This window comes from Rhizobium sp. 2YAF20, assembly GCF_052114685.1.
GTDB lineage: Bacteria > Pseudomonadota > Alphaproteobacteria > Rhizobiales > Rhizobiaceae > Rhizobium.
Genome location: NZ_JBFRFF010000075.1, coordinates 1 through 13,520 on the forward strand (window position 1 = coordinate 1; position 13,520 = coordinate 13,520).

The window sequence follows — 13,520 nt, forward strand, 5'->3', positions numbered from 1 at the left end:
GCCGTTCGCCGCGTGTGATGATCACTGACAAGCTTCGATCCTACGGTGCGGCGAAGCGGGAGATCATGCCAGGCGTCGAGCATCGCTCGCACAAGGGCCTGAACAATCGGGCGGAGAATTCTCATCAACCCGTCCGACGACGGGAGCGGATCATGAAGCGCTTCAAATCAGCGCGACAGCTTCAGCGTTTCGTTTCCATCCACGACCCGATTGCCAACCTCTTTAACGTTCCCCGCCACGATATTCCATCCGCCCACCATCGCCAACTGCGAGCAGCAGCCTTGGATACTTGGCGAGACGTCGCCCGCCTTCAAGCTGCCTGATCGCAGCAAATGTCGCACTTCTTTGGCCTTGGCACGTTAAGTTTACGATGGCCAAGGAACTGATGTTCCGCGCGCCGGACCATCGCTATGATCGGGCGGTACCCGGCAGTTTCCGACTGGTGCCGACGGCCGACATGCGAAAGAAACTGGCGGCCGACTATGAGAGAATGTCGGCCATGATCTTTGCGACGCCGCCTGATTTCGAGGCTGTCATGACAAGCATCGAGGATCTGGAGAGGTTTCTCAACGAGGGGCAATAGACGGTTGATCACGCAGATCGAGACAAGTGCGCGGTCGCACGGCACGATTTCCGTCGTGATCATCCTGCTTGCGGCCGGCAGAGCGAGCCGCATGGGTTGGGCGGCACTGTTGCAGGGATCAAATTTGAGGCGATATAACCCTACCCACTGCATTTTTCATGCAACGCGCTCGAACTGGGGACGGCCAAGTCCAGTCATCCGGTTGAGAACATGGACGCCGATCTTGGCTTCTGTTTTCTGATTGGCGAAATGTCGCGCTTTGAGTTTCGGCCCGATCACAGCCTTCCATCGGCCCATCGGGGTCTCTACCCGGCTGCGCTGATTGTAGCCGGTGGATTTCTGCCATGCCATCTGCCCCTTGGTCTGGATTTCCGCGATATGGCGGTCGCGGACAGATGGAACCAGCACCAATTGAGGGCTGGCAACGGCGGTCTTGGGAGGCGAGATAATGACCTCCACGATCTCACCAAAGCCTTCTGCCAGAAGATCACGGGTTGCCGCTCCATCATAGGCGCCATCGGCGATAAAGCGCGCCACGGGAGCGTCAATCTGGTCCAGAAGGTCTGACAAAGCCGTCGGATCGCCGACATCATCCGCGGTCAGTTCGGAGCAAACAATCTCTCCACAGATAAGATCAATACCAAGGTGAAGCTTGCGCCATGGTTTGCGTCTTGCACTGGTTTTGTGCTTGTTTTCCAGCTACTCGCCCTCTCCGAAGATCTTCAATCCCGTGCTATCGACCACCAGATGGACCGGACCTGAAGTTCTGGCACCGGACTTTGCTGACGGCAATGCCAGCCCTTTGCTCCGGCGCGACAGGGTGGAGAAGTCCGGCACCGAAATCTCCATGCTCATCAGCGTCGCTATACTGCGCAGCAGACCTTGGGTCTGGCGCAGAGGCAGCCCGTAGACAAGACGCAGGGTCAAGCACAGCGCAATCGCCAGATCCGCAGGCAATTCAGAGACATTTGACGTGCGGGCGGTCATTCAGACCAACATCGTTGGCACTCTCCTACTGACGTCGGTGCTGCTACCTGTGCTGATGCAGCAGCTAGACGCGACGACCATGACAACGTCGTCGGGTCCGGCCTTCGTTCCCCGCAACAATTTCCCTGTCTATTGCGCCAGCGAGGCTTTTCTTCACTCCTGGCTGCAGTCGCTTCCGGCTTAGGGATACGTCGGTGGCGGTCCTTGAGCTTCCTCCTCCTTACGTGAAGACAGAGATGATCGGGGCCGACCGGGCGCATGCCATGCCGCGGGCGGCGTTCATCCCTGAAGTGATGGAGCTTCTCGCTGACCCGCACCCGCCTGGCGGCGAGATTCTCGTCGAGCGCGTCAAAGCGCTTCGCTGGGCCGAAAAGAACGGAGACTACGGGCAGAAATTCGCGCTCCTCAATCCAAGGTGAATCCCGTGTATCGCGGCAGTGGTATAAGAGGCGGGCTGAAGGCCGTGAGAATCCTGTGCGTTTGCCGTCGATCAGATGACTGAGGAAATTCTGATCGTGCAGCTAGGACGGCTCGCCGCTGAAAGAGGCCGCAATCGATCCTACCAAGTGATCAGCGGCGCTTTGCGCAACCACGTATCTGCGGAGATCTGCTGCACGACGAACTCCGCGACGTCGGATCGGGCGATTGTCCCGCCGTGGACGCCTGACAGGTCGGTCAACGCCTTGATCCCTCCGCGGGGCGGCTTGTCGTTGAGCACCGTCGGCCGGACGATGGTCCAGTCGAGCTTGCTCGCCCGGATCGCATCCTCCTGGCGATCCTTGTCTTCATAGACCTTGCGCAGCATCAGGGGCAGGAACAGCCGGTCGAAGAAGAAGCCGCCATGGCCGCGGCTGTCGCCGGCACCCAACCCAGTGATGCACACCAGACGACGGATGTTCTGCTGGTCCATAACGCCGACCAGCGCGCGGGTCGCCGTCGAGAGCAAGGTCACCTGCCGGAACGGGCTCATGGCCGTGCCCAGCGAACTGACGACGGCATCACAGCCGACGATCGCGCGGGTCAGCGCGGCGGGATCGCGGGCATCGCCTTCGAACAATTCGGCGCCGGCGAGGTCCACGGCTTTTGCCTTGGAGCGAACGAAGGCAACGACCTCGTATCCCTTTGCGATGGCCTTGCCGACGATCAGCCGGCCGGTGGCGCCGGTGGCGCCCAATACCAAGATTTTCATGTCAAATCTCCGAAGTTGTGTTGGGATGCATCGATGAGCCGCTGGCGCAGGAAATCACTGATGGTATTCGCCGACCCACCGCGCCGCGGCCTCCGCCGTATCCTGGGGACGGGTATTGAATGCAATCGCCGCCTTCGGTGCGCCCTGGTGGATCGCGTTTACGACCCTCTCGAAGAACGGCAACCCCTTTGGCGGGAGGCGCAGGCCGCCACCGATCACGACGCAATCGTAATCCACCCTCGCCAGCTGCGCGGCCAGTACTGCGATGCCACTGTCGTCGGGAGCGATCATGCAGACATCGCCGTCCCAACCGCGCTCGGTCATTGTCGTCTCGGCAATGTCGATGCCCGCCTGGATCTTTTCAGCATTGAACCCTGGTGGCAGGGAGGGATCGGTAAAGTCGACGGTTTCCGGCTTCTGGCCGACAAACAATACGCGTGTCATGATTAGGCTCCAATGAAAGGGGTGGAGGGGATGGCGTTGTCGGCCAGGGTATCGAGCCGGTTCGAGAGGAACGCGCCAACGGCGTTCAGGGACTGCTCGGCGGCGAGAAACTGGCCGAGGGAGGATTGGAAGACATGCGGCATACCCTCCCAGACCGTCAGCGTGATCTCTACACCTGCGGCTCGCGCCCGCTCAGTGTAGCGGATTGAATCGGCGAGCAGTACTTCGTTGTCTCCGACATCGATGCGGATCGGCGGCAGACCGTTGAGTGGTGCATAGAGCGGCGACGCCTTGGGGTTCGTGGCATCCTGGCCCTGAAGATACATGTCGGCGAAGGCCTGGAGCACACCGCGGGTGAAGATCGGGTCGGCCTCCGTTCGCGTCTCGAAGCTGTCGCCGGCAAGCGCCAGGTCGGTCCAAGGCGACATCGCCGCTGCACCGACCGGCTGCACCATGTCCTTGGTTTTGTCGGCGGCGAGTATCGACAGCAGCGCCAGCGTCAGACCGCCGCCCGCCGAATCGCCAACAACCACGATCCGTTCGGCTCCTTCCGCGACGAGGCCGCGATAGGCGGCGACCGCATCGTCGATCGCCGCCGGGAAAGCGTGCTCGGGCGCAAGGCGGTAATCCGGGACGAAGGCATCGGCGCCGACGCGTACGGCGATCTGGCCCGCAAAATGGGTCAGCGCCTTTGCCGAGCCGAGCACATAGCCGCCACCGTGAAGATAGAGGATGCACGCGCCCGGTCGTGCCTTTGTCACTCGGAGCCAGAACCCGGCAATCCCGCCAACGGTTGCGGCCTCCACTCGGACATCCGCCGCAGCGGGTGTCGCGGCAAACATGGCGTCGAACATCGGCCGCGCCTCGGGCCCGAGTGTCTCACCCTTATGAGCCGAGGCGGCCTGTCGCATCGCGGCCACCGCTGGAGCATCTTCAGGCGAGAGGGGTCGGATCGTCATCATGGCAAGTCTTCCTTTGTTGGGGCGTAAGGTGCGGTTCAGCTCTTCGCCCACTGGGCCGCGGCATCCCTGGTAAAAGCGGCATAGGAACGCGGGGCGCGACCAAGAAGCTTGGTCAGGCGCGCGATGTCCTCAGCGGTCGCCACCGCGCCTTCCGTCTGATACCGGCTGAACATCAGGCGCAGGTCGAGCGCGTGCCAGGCCGGCAGCATGGTCCTCATGCGCTGTTCCATGACGACGAGATCGTCGCCGCCATAGCGGATCGCGCGGCCGAGGGCTTGGCTCCAGAGGGTGGCGATCCCTTCGCCGGTCAGGCTATCGGGACCAACCAGGGCGTAGGTCTCGCGGTCAAGCGGCGTCGCGGCCTGCTCACGGCGAACCAGTTCAATCGCGGCGGCCTCGCCGATATCGCGGATATCGACCATCGGGACGCCCTTCGCGCCGATCGGCGAGCCATAGACGCCGGCCTTCAGAAGTCCGTCCTTCTGACGAAGATCGTTCTGGATGAAATAGGCGGGACGCAGAACCGTTGCGGGCAAATCGAGCGCCTCGATCATCCGCTCGACAGTGTACTTGCCGGCAAAATGCGGCACGTCGGCATAAGCGTCGCCGCCGAAGACCGAGAGATAGACGATGCCCTTGACGTCGGCCTCGCGGGCGACTGTCAGGGTCAGCATGGCCTGTGTCAGTTCATCGGCGACATTCGGGGCGAGCACGAACAGTGTGGTGACGCCCGTAAGCGCCGCGCGTACCGAATCCGGGTCGGCAAGGTCGCCGCGAATAGCCGCCACGCCAGCGGGAAGCTGCGCCGTCTCGGGTGAGCGCGTCAAGGCGCGGACATCGGCGTTGCGAGTTTGAAGATGGGCCAGGACCTGCGCCCCGATGGTTCCTGTGCTGCCTGTAACGAGAATGGTCATGCCGAAATCTCCTTGTGTTGGTGCAGGTTTCATCTGCTGAGGAAGAAGATATCCGTTTCATTATCGTTTAGAAGATGCCAATATCGAGATAACTCGTCTCAAATACGGAACACGACAAATGGATCTTCAGGGCTTGTCCGACTTCGACCTCGTTGCTGCCCACGGCGGGTTCGGCCGCGCCGCCCGTGTCTCCGGCCGCTCCAAAGCTACGCTGTCGCGGCGGGTCGCCGAACTCGAAGAGAGCCTCGGCGTGAGGCTGATCGAGCGCGGGTCCCAGAACCTGCGGTTGACGGATGAAGGACGGGCGCTTCATGAGCGCACACACGGGCTGCTAGGTGAAATCACTGAGGCCGGGGAGGCGGTCGTGCTTGGCGCATCGACGCCGAAAGGTAGATTGCGGGTGAGCGCACCGATGGTTTTCGCGCATGTCGCGCTGCCCCGGATCGGCGCGCGCTTTGCTCTGGCCCATCCGGAGGTCCAGCTCGAAATCGTTGCCGAGGACCGCAAGGTCGATCCGGTCGAGGATGGTTACGATCTGGTCATCCGGATCGACCCTTCGCCGGACGAACGCCTCGTCGGCCGTCGTTTCCTCAACGATGAACGCCTGATCGTGGCGCCACCCGACATGCCGCGTCCCTCTCCAACGGTGGGTGGCAATGAAGCTGCCGTGAGGGCCGTTCTGCTCTCCGCGACACCGCCCGGGACACTTTGGCGAATAAGTTCCGGAACTGAGGCCGACATCGTCCTGGGGCCGGAGCCGGTGCTGCGCCTCTCTTCGCTTCTGATGGTCCGCGATGCCGTGCTGGCGGGCGCCGGTGCGGCTTTGCTGCCCAAACTCCTCGTTGCCGAAGACATCGAGGCCGGGAGGCTTGCCTATTGGGGAACGCAAGCCGGTCCCCCCGTGGAGATCTGGGCGCTGCAGAGCTCACGCCGCCTGGTCGGCGCCAAGGTGCGCGCATTCCTGGAGGTGGTTGGGAGGGCGTTTCCGGAGAAGGCCTTCGTTGCGCCGTCGGTATGAGCGGCACAGGGGGCCGCATCTCAATCCTCAATCCGGGGGGACTGAGGACGTGCGGGTCTCATCGGTTCGTGTCGTAGCGCAGGCGGTTGTCGTGAATGGTTGCGAGATGCGCGACCGCCCATTGCGCCAACTGCCGCACGGGCTCGGACAGCGATTGCCCGAGTTCGCTCAATGCATATTCCACCTGTGGCGGCGTGGTGGCAGAGACCGTGCGCTCGACCATACCGTCGCGCTCGAGTGTCTTCAGAGTGCGCGTCAGCATTTGCTGCGAGATCCCGGCAACCTGGCGCTTGAGGTCGTTGAAACGCCGTGGCTTATCGCGAAGGGCTACCACCACCTGCATCGTCCATTTGTCCCCGACCCGGTTGAGAATCTCGCTGACCCCACGGCAATCGGCAGACGAGGCGTCGGGCGGTGTGGGCATATCCATATGACCTGGTCCTGAAAATATGCGTTCTTGTTGCGCGACCTTTAGTCACCTATCTGGAGTAAGTCAATTTTTGAGACCAGAAATCACGTCGACCTGGAGAATGAAATGCAGCGCATTCAGTACCATCGATACGGCGGACCCGAGGTGATGCGCCTGGAGGCCTATCGACTCCCATCCCTCGGCAAGGGAGAAATTCTGGTGCGCGTCAAGGCGGCCTCGATTAATCCGCTCGACTGGAAGCTACGCCAGGGCTTCATGAAGCTCATGATGGGTCGTCGCTTCCCGCGGGCGATGGGCATGGACTTCGCCGGCGTCGTCGAAGGGATCGGCCCCGGCGTGACCGACTTTACCGATGGAGACGAAGTGCTCGGCCAAGTACCGATGATGAAGCCGGGCGCTTTTGCCGAAACGGCGATCACCCTTTCGAATCTTGTGATCAAGAAACCAGCCACGCTGTCCTTTGCCGCCGCCGCCGCTTTGCCGACCGTCGGTGTGACCGCCTGGCGCGCACTGATCGACGGCGGTAGGCTGAAGCCAGGACAGTCGGTCTTCATTAATGGCGCCTCCGGTGGTGTCGGACAGGCGGCGATTGCTATTGCCAAAGTCTTCGGGGCCGTCATCACCGCTCGCGTGGGCCCTTTGTCTTTCCCCAATTTCGCCGATATGGGGCTGGCGCGGGTGCTGGATTACACCCAGCCATTGCCCAACAACCTGAAGGGCACCTTTGACGCCGTCTTCGACTGCCATGGCAGCCTAACGTCCAGGCAAGAAGATTTCCTGACCAAGCGCTCAGGCATCGCGGTCGACATCGATCCTACCACAGGCAACTTGATCAGGTCGCTGATCTCATCGAAGCACATCTTTGTCAGAGGCGTGCCGAGCATATTGATCCTACAGAAGATCGTCGATCTGGCCGCCGCCGGCCAGTTCTCGATACCGATCAACCGTACTGCTCCTCTACCCGAGGCGATTGCCCTGATCAGCGAGCTTGAAGCCGGTAACCGGCTTCCGGGCAAATCCGTGATATTGATGGGATGACGGCTGGAGGCAATCCGTATTGGGCACCGCGGGTGGGTTTGGCGGATTGGCGAATGGTGATTTGATATTTGCGGATAATGCGGGAAGTGTCAGCCTGAACGAGAAATGACGGCAATCGGAGGGGTTTGCGTAGCTATCGCGCGGAATATCGTACTGTGTAGCGTACATTCTGCGGGGTCGGTGGCGGCCTCCGACAATGATGAGAAATACATTTACGCTACAGAACTCTAAAACAATCCGTAGAGCCACTAGCGGTCTACGTCGCGGAAGATTGGCCGTATGTTCTAATGAGTACTGGCAGCTCGACGACGTTTCCATTCGCTCTTCAATGTCGTGGGCATGGGTCTCATTGAGATCCTCGATCGCCTTCACAATCGAAATTCGCCTACTATCGATCTTAGCGCGGTCTGAGTCGTCGATCGCAAGCGCGTCCTCGATACCGCCCAAATTGCCAGTAAGTGAGGATGATAAATGATATATGGACCAACAGCGACGGCGGATGAGGTGCTGGATGGGCGCCGACTGACGGGCAAGCGCATACTGGTCACAGGCGTCTCGTCCGGAGTTGGTGTGGAGACCGCGCGTGCCCTGGCCTGCCATGGTGCCGTTGTGGTCGGCGCCGTCCGTGATCTGGCAAAGGGTGCGATTGCGATGGAAGCACTGAGGCCAGATGGTAGCTTCAGGCTCGTCGAGTTGGAACTTTCCTCACTGGAAAGCGTCCGCACTTGTACCGCCGCGCTTTTGGCTGAGGCCAATCCCTTCGACCTCATAATCGCCAATGCAGGCGTTATGGCGGTGCCGTTCGGCCTCACTGTTGATGGCTTCGAGACGCACTTCGCGACTAACTATCTTAGCCATTTTCTGCTCGTGAACCAAATGGCGCCGCTGCTGCGTCGGGAGGGACGTGTCGTCATGGTATCATCGGCCGGCCATCGGGGTGCCGATGTCGATTTGAACGACCCAAACTTCGAGCGCAAACCATATGACCCGCTTGTGGCTTACCGCCAGTCCAAGACAGCGACGATCCTTTTCGCGGTCGAATTCGACAGGCGGTACAGGAGTCGGGAAATACGGGCAACGGCGGTACATCCGGGCGCCGTTCTGACGGAAACAACACTAAAACTGATCGACGCACAACCGTCGGCCGCATCGGCGTTCACCTGGAAGACCGTGGCGCAGGGTGCGGCGACGTCGGTTTGGGCCGGCTACGTCGCGTCTGCCGACGAAGTCGGGGGGCGTTATGCTGAGGATTGTCATGTTGCCGAGGTCAACGACGATCCGACCGCCAGGGCTGGCGTTCGCAGTTATGCGCTGGATGCTGAATCGGCCAAAGCATTGTGGCTCGCGAGCGAGAGTATGGTGGGTGAGGCGTTCTAACATAGAACGCTGCTACTTCGCTTGCAGCCTAGCCGGTTGGCTTTGTTCAAACCCGAGCCTAAAGTTCGAGTAACGAAGCGTTCCCTTGCTATGATAGTAGAATTGAACTTATGGCAGTCCTGTGCGTCGATTGGACCTAAGCTTTCGCGCGGAGCTTCAGCCTTACCTGATTTGGGAAGATCCAACCCAAAGCTATCAAGGTTGCGAGTGGCCGGCAATCAGCAGGCTCATCGCATCGTCGCGGATAGCGTCGAAGCGATGCTCGTGATGCTCGATCAGGCTGGCGACGAGGGCGCCTCTCTCCGTCGTCGCAGAATTGAGAGCGTCACGTACGAGACCGCCGACAAACCCATCCATCACGCGCATGGCGTGACGCTTGCGCCGCTTGGCAGGGGTGGGCAACCAGTCGGGTAGCTTGAGAGGAGTTGTGCTTTCTGCGAAAGCTATGACCGCGGGTTCGCGACAACGTAATTGCCCACATGGGCTCGCGCTCTTCGCTTTGACCGGAATCAACCGCCGCATTCTCCATCGAAGAAGCTGTCACACTGGATTCCTTCTGTCTGCTGCGCACGGAATGAACGAGCACGCAACCGCGGACCGATGATGCCCTTGTATCTACCCATCGCCGTTTCGATCAGCGCTCGCTTGCCATAGCCGTTAGATACCTGCCATTTCAGCCGACCATCTGTTTGCGTGGATGCAATGTGGTCGTCTCTCTGGCAGGATGCTTGGACGATAGGCCGTTCAACTACGTTCGAGCGCGGCGGAATGACCACTTTTGCGCCTGCGCTGTGACGCAGGACAGCCTCATAGCTTGGATAGCCATCATAGGCGCCATCGGCAGTAAACTGGCCGATCTCATCGTCGATCTGGTCCAGCAAAGGCTCCAACTGCGAAGCGTCGCCGGTTTCCTGATCTGTCAGACTATGTGCTATGATCTCGCCACTGTCGGCTTCAACCACCAGATGCAGCTTTCGCCCGCCTGCAAATTCCGAGGCAATCCGCCCCCTCATTCCGAAATGATGCCGCCCCCCAATTCCGAGAATTAGTCGCCCCCTCGTTCCGCGATGATGCGGCTTTGACCGCGCCGTTGTCTATCCCACGAAAGAGATGGTGGAATGGCTCAAAGATCCTCAATCCGCGCTGAAAACCGAAACCCGCGCCAAACTGTATGTTGCCATGAACCGCGCGCCATGTGGTGGCCGTCGTCTACGATCTCCCCGAAGGTCAGAAAATTTCCGGATTTTCTATTTTCTCGTGATAGAAAACTTCGGAAGCCAACCATATAAAATGTCGTATTTGCAGTCGCTTAGTTGCTCTGTAATCGTTGCCATTTGCATGAACTTTGGAAAAAATTGCATTCAGTTCCATATTTGGGTATAGTGAGTGAAGGAGTAGTCCTATGACGAAGTTACAGGAACTGAAAAGACATTTACGTGCCGGCAAGGTCTACCGTCGGGAAGACCTCACTCAATGGTCGTCATCGGTCGACCGGCACCTGCAGCAGCTGCTTGCGGAAGGATACCTGAACAAATTATCGACCGGCATCTATTACCGGCCGAAGCAGACGGCGTTCGGCAAAGCGCCGGCGGAAGATAATGCCCTCCTTGAGGCTTTCCTGAAGGATGACCGTTATCTCGTTACCTCGCCCAATGCCTATAACAGCCTGCGTGTCGGAGCGACGCAGCTCTATAACAAGACCGTCGTCTACAACCATAAGCGCCACGGCAGCTTCACGCTGGGCGGACGGGAGTTCGAGTTCCGCAAGAAACCAGCCTTCCCCAAAAACCTAACCAAAGAGTTTTTGCTGGTCGACCTGGTCAACAATCTCGACCATCTGGCCGAGGACCGTGAACAGGTGCTGGCCCGCGTGAAGGAGCGCGCTCTACAAGGCAACCGCAGCGCCCTCACCCGTGCTGCCAAGGAATACGGCATGGTGCGCACGCGGAAATTCTTCAACGCGCTCGCAGCGGATGCGCATGCCAGCTGATTTCTTGCATAACCATAAAGATTTCGCGTCCCTGTTGCGCATCGTCGCCGACGAGATGAAGGTGCAGCCCGTGCTGGTCGAAAAAGACTACTGGATCATGCATTGCCTGTACGGCCTGCAACAGCTGGGCATGGCATTCGAGCTGAAGGGCGGCACCTCGCTCTCCAAAGGATACCGCATCATCAACCGCTTTTCAGAGGATATTGATATCCGTATCGAGCCTCCGGAAGCGATGGGTGTAAAAACAGGCCCCAATCACGACAAGCCCGCCCATCGGGAAAGCCGCAAGGCCTTCTATGACTGGCTGGCCGCGACAATCACGATCGACGGCATTCAAAGCATAGAGCGTGATACGGAGTTCGATAACGAGAGCTATCGCAGCGGGGGCATCCGACTCTATTACCCAGAGACGACCGGCGCGAAGTCGGTGCTGAAAGACGGCGTACTGCTCGAGGCCGGCTTCGATACGGTTGCGCCCAATATCAATAGGGACATCAGCTCCTGGGCCTACGACTATGCGTCATCGCGCGTCGAGCTGATCGATAATCGCGCGTTGGCCGTGCCCTGTTACGAGACCGGCTATACCTTGGTGGAGAAGCCCCAGACCATTTCCACCAAATATCGCAAGCAGCAAGAGACCGGACAGTTCCCCGCCAATTTCCTTCGGCACTATTACGACGTCTACTGCCTGCTGGACCAAGCAGACGTTCAGGCTTTCATTGGCACGGATGCATATCTTGCCCACAAGCAACGGCGCTTTCCAAAACTCGATAATCCGGATATCAGCGGCAATCCGGCGTTCAGCCTTTCCGACCCAAAGGCATTCGCACTCTACGAAAGCGCGTATGAGCGAACCGCGGCTCTCTATTATCACGGCAGGCCCAGCCTGAAAGAGATCCTCGCGCGTATCGCGTCCTACGCGAGAATCCTCTAACTGCCCAACACGCTGCGACTGATGGGTTATCCGAACCTGCAACCCCTCTGTTGCCAACTATTTGAAATCCCGCGTCTCCACCTTGATCGCATCGAGATGCAGATAAGGATCGACGACGTCGCGCGGCCGCGACCCCTTCGGCATGCCACGTGGATCGGGTCTCGGCGCACCACGACGAAACTCATCCCCTCGTCCCTGCGGCAGGGGAGAGACGGCATCACGATAGCCAACGCTTGCGAGCTCCGCAGACAGATCAGGGCAATGGAAAATGCGGGAACGTTGCGAAACGAGCGGCGAGGCGTTTGCGGCATTGCAATAATTGATAACGCAGCGCAATGTAACTGTCACAATCCTGTTCAGTTGGGCGCCGTGCAATGAGAATTTGCATCTACAAGTCGGACATAGCACCCGAGCTTACTCTCTTGCTGCGAGAGGGCTTGCCCGTACCGCTCGATACCAAGATAGACAAATGGACCAAAATCAAGGTCGTCACCGACGGGGAGATGAGAGCAGACCTTTTGATTCAAATTGGCGGTGCGGGGCATGCGTTAGTTCGACTTGGCGCGACTAGACAGCATTAGGCAATAGCACCGCCTTACTGCCGCGTGATCACCACACCACCGTCGCATCGCGGGGCTTTTTGTGCTGGAAACACGCACCCCTGGCGCTCGCGAACCGACCGGCGACCACATTGCCCGCCTCGGACCGAAAGCTCCGTTGCTGAATTGGTGGTCTTGATGGGAATCGAACCACCCACCCGTGTCACCGCTGATTTTACCATAGTAAATAACGACCTAGTGCTTCAATCGTCAGATTTAACTGCCAGATTTCAGGAGGTCAGCGCACGTCGGCTCTCGTTCGAAGCATAATCCGCGGTGCGCATCGTCAACTTAACGAAGCATCGACGTCGATGTGAGATGACAGGCCATGACAGACCGAGACCCGCTCTACCGCCGCCATCGCTTTCCCGCTGAGATCATCGCTCACGCCGTCTGGCTCTATTTCCGCTTTCCGCTCAGCTTGCGGATGGTCGAGGATATGTTGGCGGCACGCGGGATTGTCGTCTCGCATCAGACGGTCCGGCTGTGGGCGGAGAAATTCGGGCGGGCCTTCGCCAACGAGATCCGCCGCCGCTCGGCCGGTCGGCTGGGTGACAAGTGGCACCTCGACGAGGCCGTCGTTTCGATCGGCGGCAAGAAGCACTGGCTGTGGCGCGCCGTCGATCAGGACGGTTTCGTGCTGGAGGTTCTGGTGCAAAGTCGCCGCAATGCCAAGGCGGCCAAGCGTCTGATGCGCAAGCTATTGAAGGGCCAAGGCCGTGCGCCGCGGGTGATGAACACCGACAAGCTTCGATCCTACGACGCTGCAAAGCGCGAGATTATGCCAAGTGTCGAACACCGTTCGCATAAAGGCTTGAATAATCGGGCGGAGAATTCCCACCAGCCAGTCCGGCGACGGGAACGGATCATGAAGCGCTTCAAGTCACAGCGCCATTTGCAACGCTTCGTTTCCATCCACGATCCGATTGCCAATCTGTTTCAAATCCCCCGCCACGATGTCTCCTCCAGCCATCATCGCGAACTGCGTTCAGAGGCGATGAGCCTGTGGACGAAAATCGCTCGGGCATGAACCGCCGTAGTGCAAGCGGCCACGA

At 59.5% G+C, this 13,520-nt stretch carries 18 protein-coding genes and 2 pseudogenes; 10 read left to right on the top strand and 10 right to left on the bottom strand.

Features of this window, described 5'->3' with window-relative positions; genetic code table 11:
- Both AB4Z52_RS34940 and AB4Z52_RS34945 read left to right on the top strand, forming a co-directional pair.
- Nucleotides 1-323 (top strand): DDE-type integrase/transposase/recombinase (locus AB4Z52_RS34940; RefSeq protein WP_442222412.1); only part of this gene is annotated, 323 nt, incomplete at its 5' end.
- Between the two features lie 53 nt (nt 324-376).
- Nucleotides 377-583, top strand: a pseudogene (locus tag AB4Z52_RS34945) (nucleotidyl transferase AbiEii/AbiGii toxin family protein); the annotation flags it as partial.
- A gap of 156 nt (nt 584-739) precedes the next feature.
- Here the strand turns inward: AB4Z52_RS34945 and AB4Z52_RS34950 are convergent.
- Together AB4Z52_RS34950 and AB4Z52_RS34955 are read right to left on the bottom strand one after the other, a co-directional pair.
- The gene (locus tag AB4Z52_RS34950; RefSeq protein WP_442222429.1) at nt 740-1,282 is read right to left on the bottom strand and encodes a transposase; all 543 of its coding nucleotides are present in this window, start codon (nt 1,280-1,282) and stop codon (nt 740-742) included.
- Nucleotides 1,283-1,570 (bottom strand): transposase, encoded by a 288-nt coding sequence (locus AB4Z52_RS34955; protein WP_442222413.1) that lies wholly within the window; start codon nt 1,568-1,570, stop codon nt 1,283-1,285. It abuts the gene before it with no gap.
- On the opposite strand from AB4Z52_RS34955, the gene AB4Z52_RS34960 reads away from it, so the two are divergent.
- Nucleotides 1,557-1,754: an SDR family NAD(P)-dependent oxidoreductase gene (locus AB4Z52_RS34960; RefSeq protein WP_442222414.1), complete on the top strand. Its 198-nt coding sequence runs from the start codon at nt 1,557-1,559 to the stop codon at nt 1,752-1,754. The genes AB4Z52_RS34955 and AB4Z52_RS34960 overlap by 14 nt on opposite strands.
- A gap of 10 nt (nt 1,755-1,764) precedes the next feature.
- Nucleotides 1,765-1,989, top strand: a complete 225-nt coding sequence (locus AB4Z52_RS34965; protein ID WP_442222415.1) for a hypothetical protein — start codon at nt 1,765-1,767, stop codon at nt 1,987-1,989.
- 140 nt (nt 1,990-2,129) lie between these two features.
- Here the strand turns inward: AB4Z52_RS34965 and AB4Z52_RS34970 are convergent, their stop codons facing one another.
- The 4 genes from AB4Z52_RS34970 to AB4Z52_RS34985 are packed head-to-tail and all read right to left on the bottom strand — an operon-like array spanning nt 2,130 to nt 5,079.
- Nucleotides 2,130-2,759, bottom strand: coding sequence for an NAD(P)-dependent oxidoreductase (locus AB4Z52_RS34970; protein WP_442222416.1), 630 nt, complete (start codon nt 2,757-2,759; stop codon nt 2,130-2,132).
- Between the two features lie 54 nt (nt 2,760-2,813).
- Nucleotides 2,814-3,203 carry a hypothetical protein gene (locus tag AB4Z52_RS34975; protein WP_442222417.1) on the bottom strand — a complete coding sequence of 130 codons (390 nt, stop codon included), beginning with the start codon at nt 3,201-3,203 and terminating at the stop codon, nt 2,814-2,816.
- Between the two features lie 2 nt (nt 3,204-3,205).
- Nucleotides 3,206-4,165 carry an alpha/beta hydrolase gene (locus AB4Z52_RS34980; RefSeq protein WP_442222418.1) on the bottom strand — a complete coding sequence of 320 codons (960 nt, stop codon included), beginning with the start codon at nt 4,163-4,165 and terminating at the stop codon, nt 3,206-3,208.
- Between the two features lie 35 nt (nt 4,166-4,200).
- On the bottom strand, nt 4,201-5,079 hold the full coding sequence (locus tag AB4Z52_RS34985) for an NmrA/HSCARG family protein (RefSeq protein WP_442222419.1): 879 nt from the start codon (nt 5,077-5,079) through the stop codon (nt 4,201-4,203).
- Nucleotides 5,080-5,197: 118 nt separating this feature from the next.
- On the opposite strand from AB4Z52_RS34985, the gene AB4Z52_RS34990 reads away from it, so the two are divergent.
- The gene (locus AB4Z52_RS34990) at nt 5,198-6,097 is read left to right on the top strand and encodes a LysR family transcriptional regulator (protein WP_442222420.1); all 900 of its coding nucleotides are present in this window, start codon (nt 5,198-5,200) and stop codon (nt 6,095-6,097) included.
- Between the two features lie 58 nt (nt 6,098-6,155).
- Here the strand turns inward: AB4Z52_RS34990 and AB4Z52_RS34995 are convergent, their stop codons facing one another.
- On the bottom strand, nt 6,156-6,527 hold the full coding sequence (locus AB4Z52_RS34995) for a winged helix-turn-helix transcriptional regulator (protein ID WP_442222421.1): 372 nt from the start codon (nt 6,525-6,527) through the stop codon (nt 6,156-6,158).
- A 105-nt stretch (nt 6,528-6,632) separates the two neighbouring features.
- Here AB4Z52_RS34995 and AB4Z52_RS35000 point away from each other — a divergent pair, with 105 nt between their 5' ends.
- Both AB4Z52_RS35000 and AB4Z52_RS35005 read left to right on the top strand, forming a co-directional pair.
- Nucleotides 6,633-7,565, top strand: coding sequence for an NAD(P)-dependent alcohol dehydrogenase (locus tag AB4Z52_RS35000; RefSeq protein WP_442222422.1), 933 nt, complete (start codon nt 6,633-6,635; stop codon nt 7,563-7,565).
- A gap of 471 nt (nt 7,566-8,036) precedes the next feature.
- Nucleotides 8,037-8,942 (top strand): SDR family NAD(P)-dependent oxidoreductase, encoded by a 906-nt coding sequence (locus AB4Z52_RS35005; RefSeq protein ID WP_442222423.1) that lies wholly within the window; start codon nt 8,037-8,039, stop codon nt 8,940-8,942.
- A 195-nt stretch (nt 8,943-9,137) separates the two neighbouring features.
- On the opposite strand, the gene AB4Z52_RS35010 is transcribed toward AB4Z52_RS35005, so the two are convergent.
- Both AB4Z52_RS35010 and AB4Z52_RS35015 read right to left on the bottom strand, forming a co-directional pair.
- Nucleotides 9,138-9,308, bottom strand: coding sequence for a hypothetical protein (locus AB4Z52_RS35010; RefSeq protein WP_442222424.1), 171 nt, complete (start codon nt 9,306-9,308; stop codon nt 9,138-9,140).
- 188 nt (nt 9,309-9,496) lie between these two features.
- A pseudogene (locus tag AB4Z52_RS35015) lies at nt 9,497-9,919 on the bottom strand (transposase); the annotation flags it as partial.
- A 425-nt stretch (nt 9,920-10,344) separates the two neighbouring features.
- Here AB4Z52_RS35015 and AB4Z52_RS35020 point away from each other — a divergent pair.
- Together AB4Z52_RS35020 and AB4Z52_RS35025 are read left to right on the top strand one after the other, a co-directional pair.
- Nucleotides 10,345-10,932 carry a DUF6088 family protein gene (locus tag AB4Z52_RS35020; RefSeq protein WP_442222425.1) on the top strand — a complete coding sequence of 196 codons (588 nt, stop codon included), beginning with the start codon at nt 10,345-10,347 and terminating at the stop codon, nt 10,930-10,932.
- A complete protein-coding gene (locus AB4Z52_RS35025) occupies nt 10,922-11,866 on the top strand; it encodes a nucleotidyl transferase AbiEii/AbiGii toxin family protein (protein WP_442222426.1) in 945 nt (314 codons plus the stop codon). Before AB4Z52_RS35020 ends, AB4Z52_RS35025 begins: the two co-directional genes overlap by 11 nt.
- Nucleotides 11,867-11,923: 57 nt before the next feature.
- Here AB4Z52_RS35025 and AB4Z52_RS35030 read toward each other — a convergent pair whose 3' ends face one another.
- Nucleotides 11,924-12,214 (bottom strand): hypothetical protein, encoded by a 291-nt coding sequence (locus AB4Z52_RS35030; RefSeq protein WP_442222427.1) that lies wholly within the window; start codon nt 12,212-12,214, stop codon nt 11,924-11,926.
- A 579-nt stretch (nt 12,215-12,793) separates the two neighbouring features.
- Between AB4Z52_RS35030 and AB4Z52_RS35035 the strand changes: the two genes are divergently transcribed.
- Nucleotides 12,794-13,495 (top strand): IS6 family transposase, encoded by a 702-nt coding sequence (locus tag AB4Z52_RS35035; RefSeq protein WP_442222428.1) that lies wholly within the window; start codon nt 12,794-12,796, stop codon nt 13,493-13,495.
- Nucleotides 13,496-13,520 lie beyond the last annotated feature (25 nt).

Bases quoted from the DNA above. Each gene is read 5' to 3' on its own strand.
- AB4Z52_RS34955 (WP_442222413.1), bottom strand. From the start codon at position 1,570: ATGACCGCCCGCACGTCAAATGTCTCTGAATTGCCTGCGGATCTGGCG.
- AB4Z52_RS34970 (WP_442222416.1), bottom strand. From the start codon at position 2,759: ATGAAAATCTTGGTATTGGGCGCCACCGGCGCCACCGGCCGGCTGATC.
- AB4Z52_RS34975 (WP_442222417.1), bottom strand. From the start codon at position 3,203: ATGACACGCGTATTGTTTGTCGGCCAGAAGCCGGAAACCGTCGACTTT.
- AB4Z52_RS34980 (WP_442222418.1), bottom strand. From the start codon at position 4,165: ATGATGACGATCCGACCCCTCTCGCCTGAAGATGCTCCAGCGGTGGCC.
- AB4Z52_RS34985 (WP_442222419.1), bottom strand. From the start codon at position 5,079: ATGACCATTCTCGTTACAGGCAGCACAGGAACCATCGGGGCGCAGGTC.
- AB4Z52_RS34990 (WP_442222420.1), top strand. From the start codon at position 5,198: ATGGATCTTCAGGGCTTGTCCGACTTCGACCTCGTTGCTGCCCACGGC.
- AB4Z52_RS34995 (WP_442222421.1), bottom strand. From the start codon at position 6,527: ATGGATATGCCCACACCGCCCGACGCCTCGTCTGCCGATTGCCGTGGG.
- AB4Z52_RS35000 (WP_442222422.1), top strand. From the start codon at position 6,633: ATGCAGCGCATTCAGTACCATCGATACGGCGGACCCGAGGTGATGCGC.
- AB4Z52_RS35005 (WP_442222423.1), top strand. From the start codon at position 8,037: ATGATATATGGACCAACAGCGACGGCGGATGAGGTGCTGGATGGGCGC.
- AB4Z52_RS35010 (WP_442222424.1), bottom strand. From the start codon at position 9,308: ATGCGCGTGATGGATGGGTTTGTCGGCGGTCTCGTACGTGACGCTCTC.
- AB4Z52_RS35020 (WP_442222425.1), top strand. From the start codon at position 10,345: ATGACGAAGTTACAGGAACTGAAAAGACATTTACGTGCCGGCAAGGTC.
- AB4Z52_RS35025 (WP_442222426.1), top strand. From the start codon at position 10,922: ATGCCAGCTGATTTCTTGCATAACCATAAAGATTTCGCGTCCCTGTTG.
- AB4Z52_RS35035 (WP_442222428.1), top strand. From the start codon at position 12,794: ATGACAGACCGAGACCCGCTCTACCGCCGCCATCGCTTTCCCGCTGAG.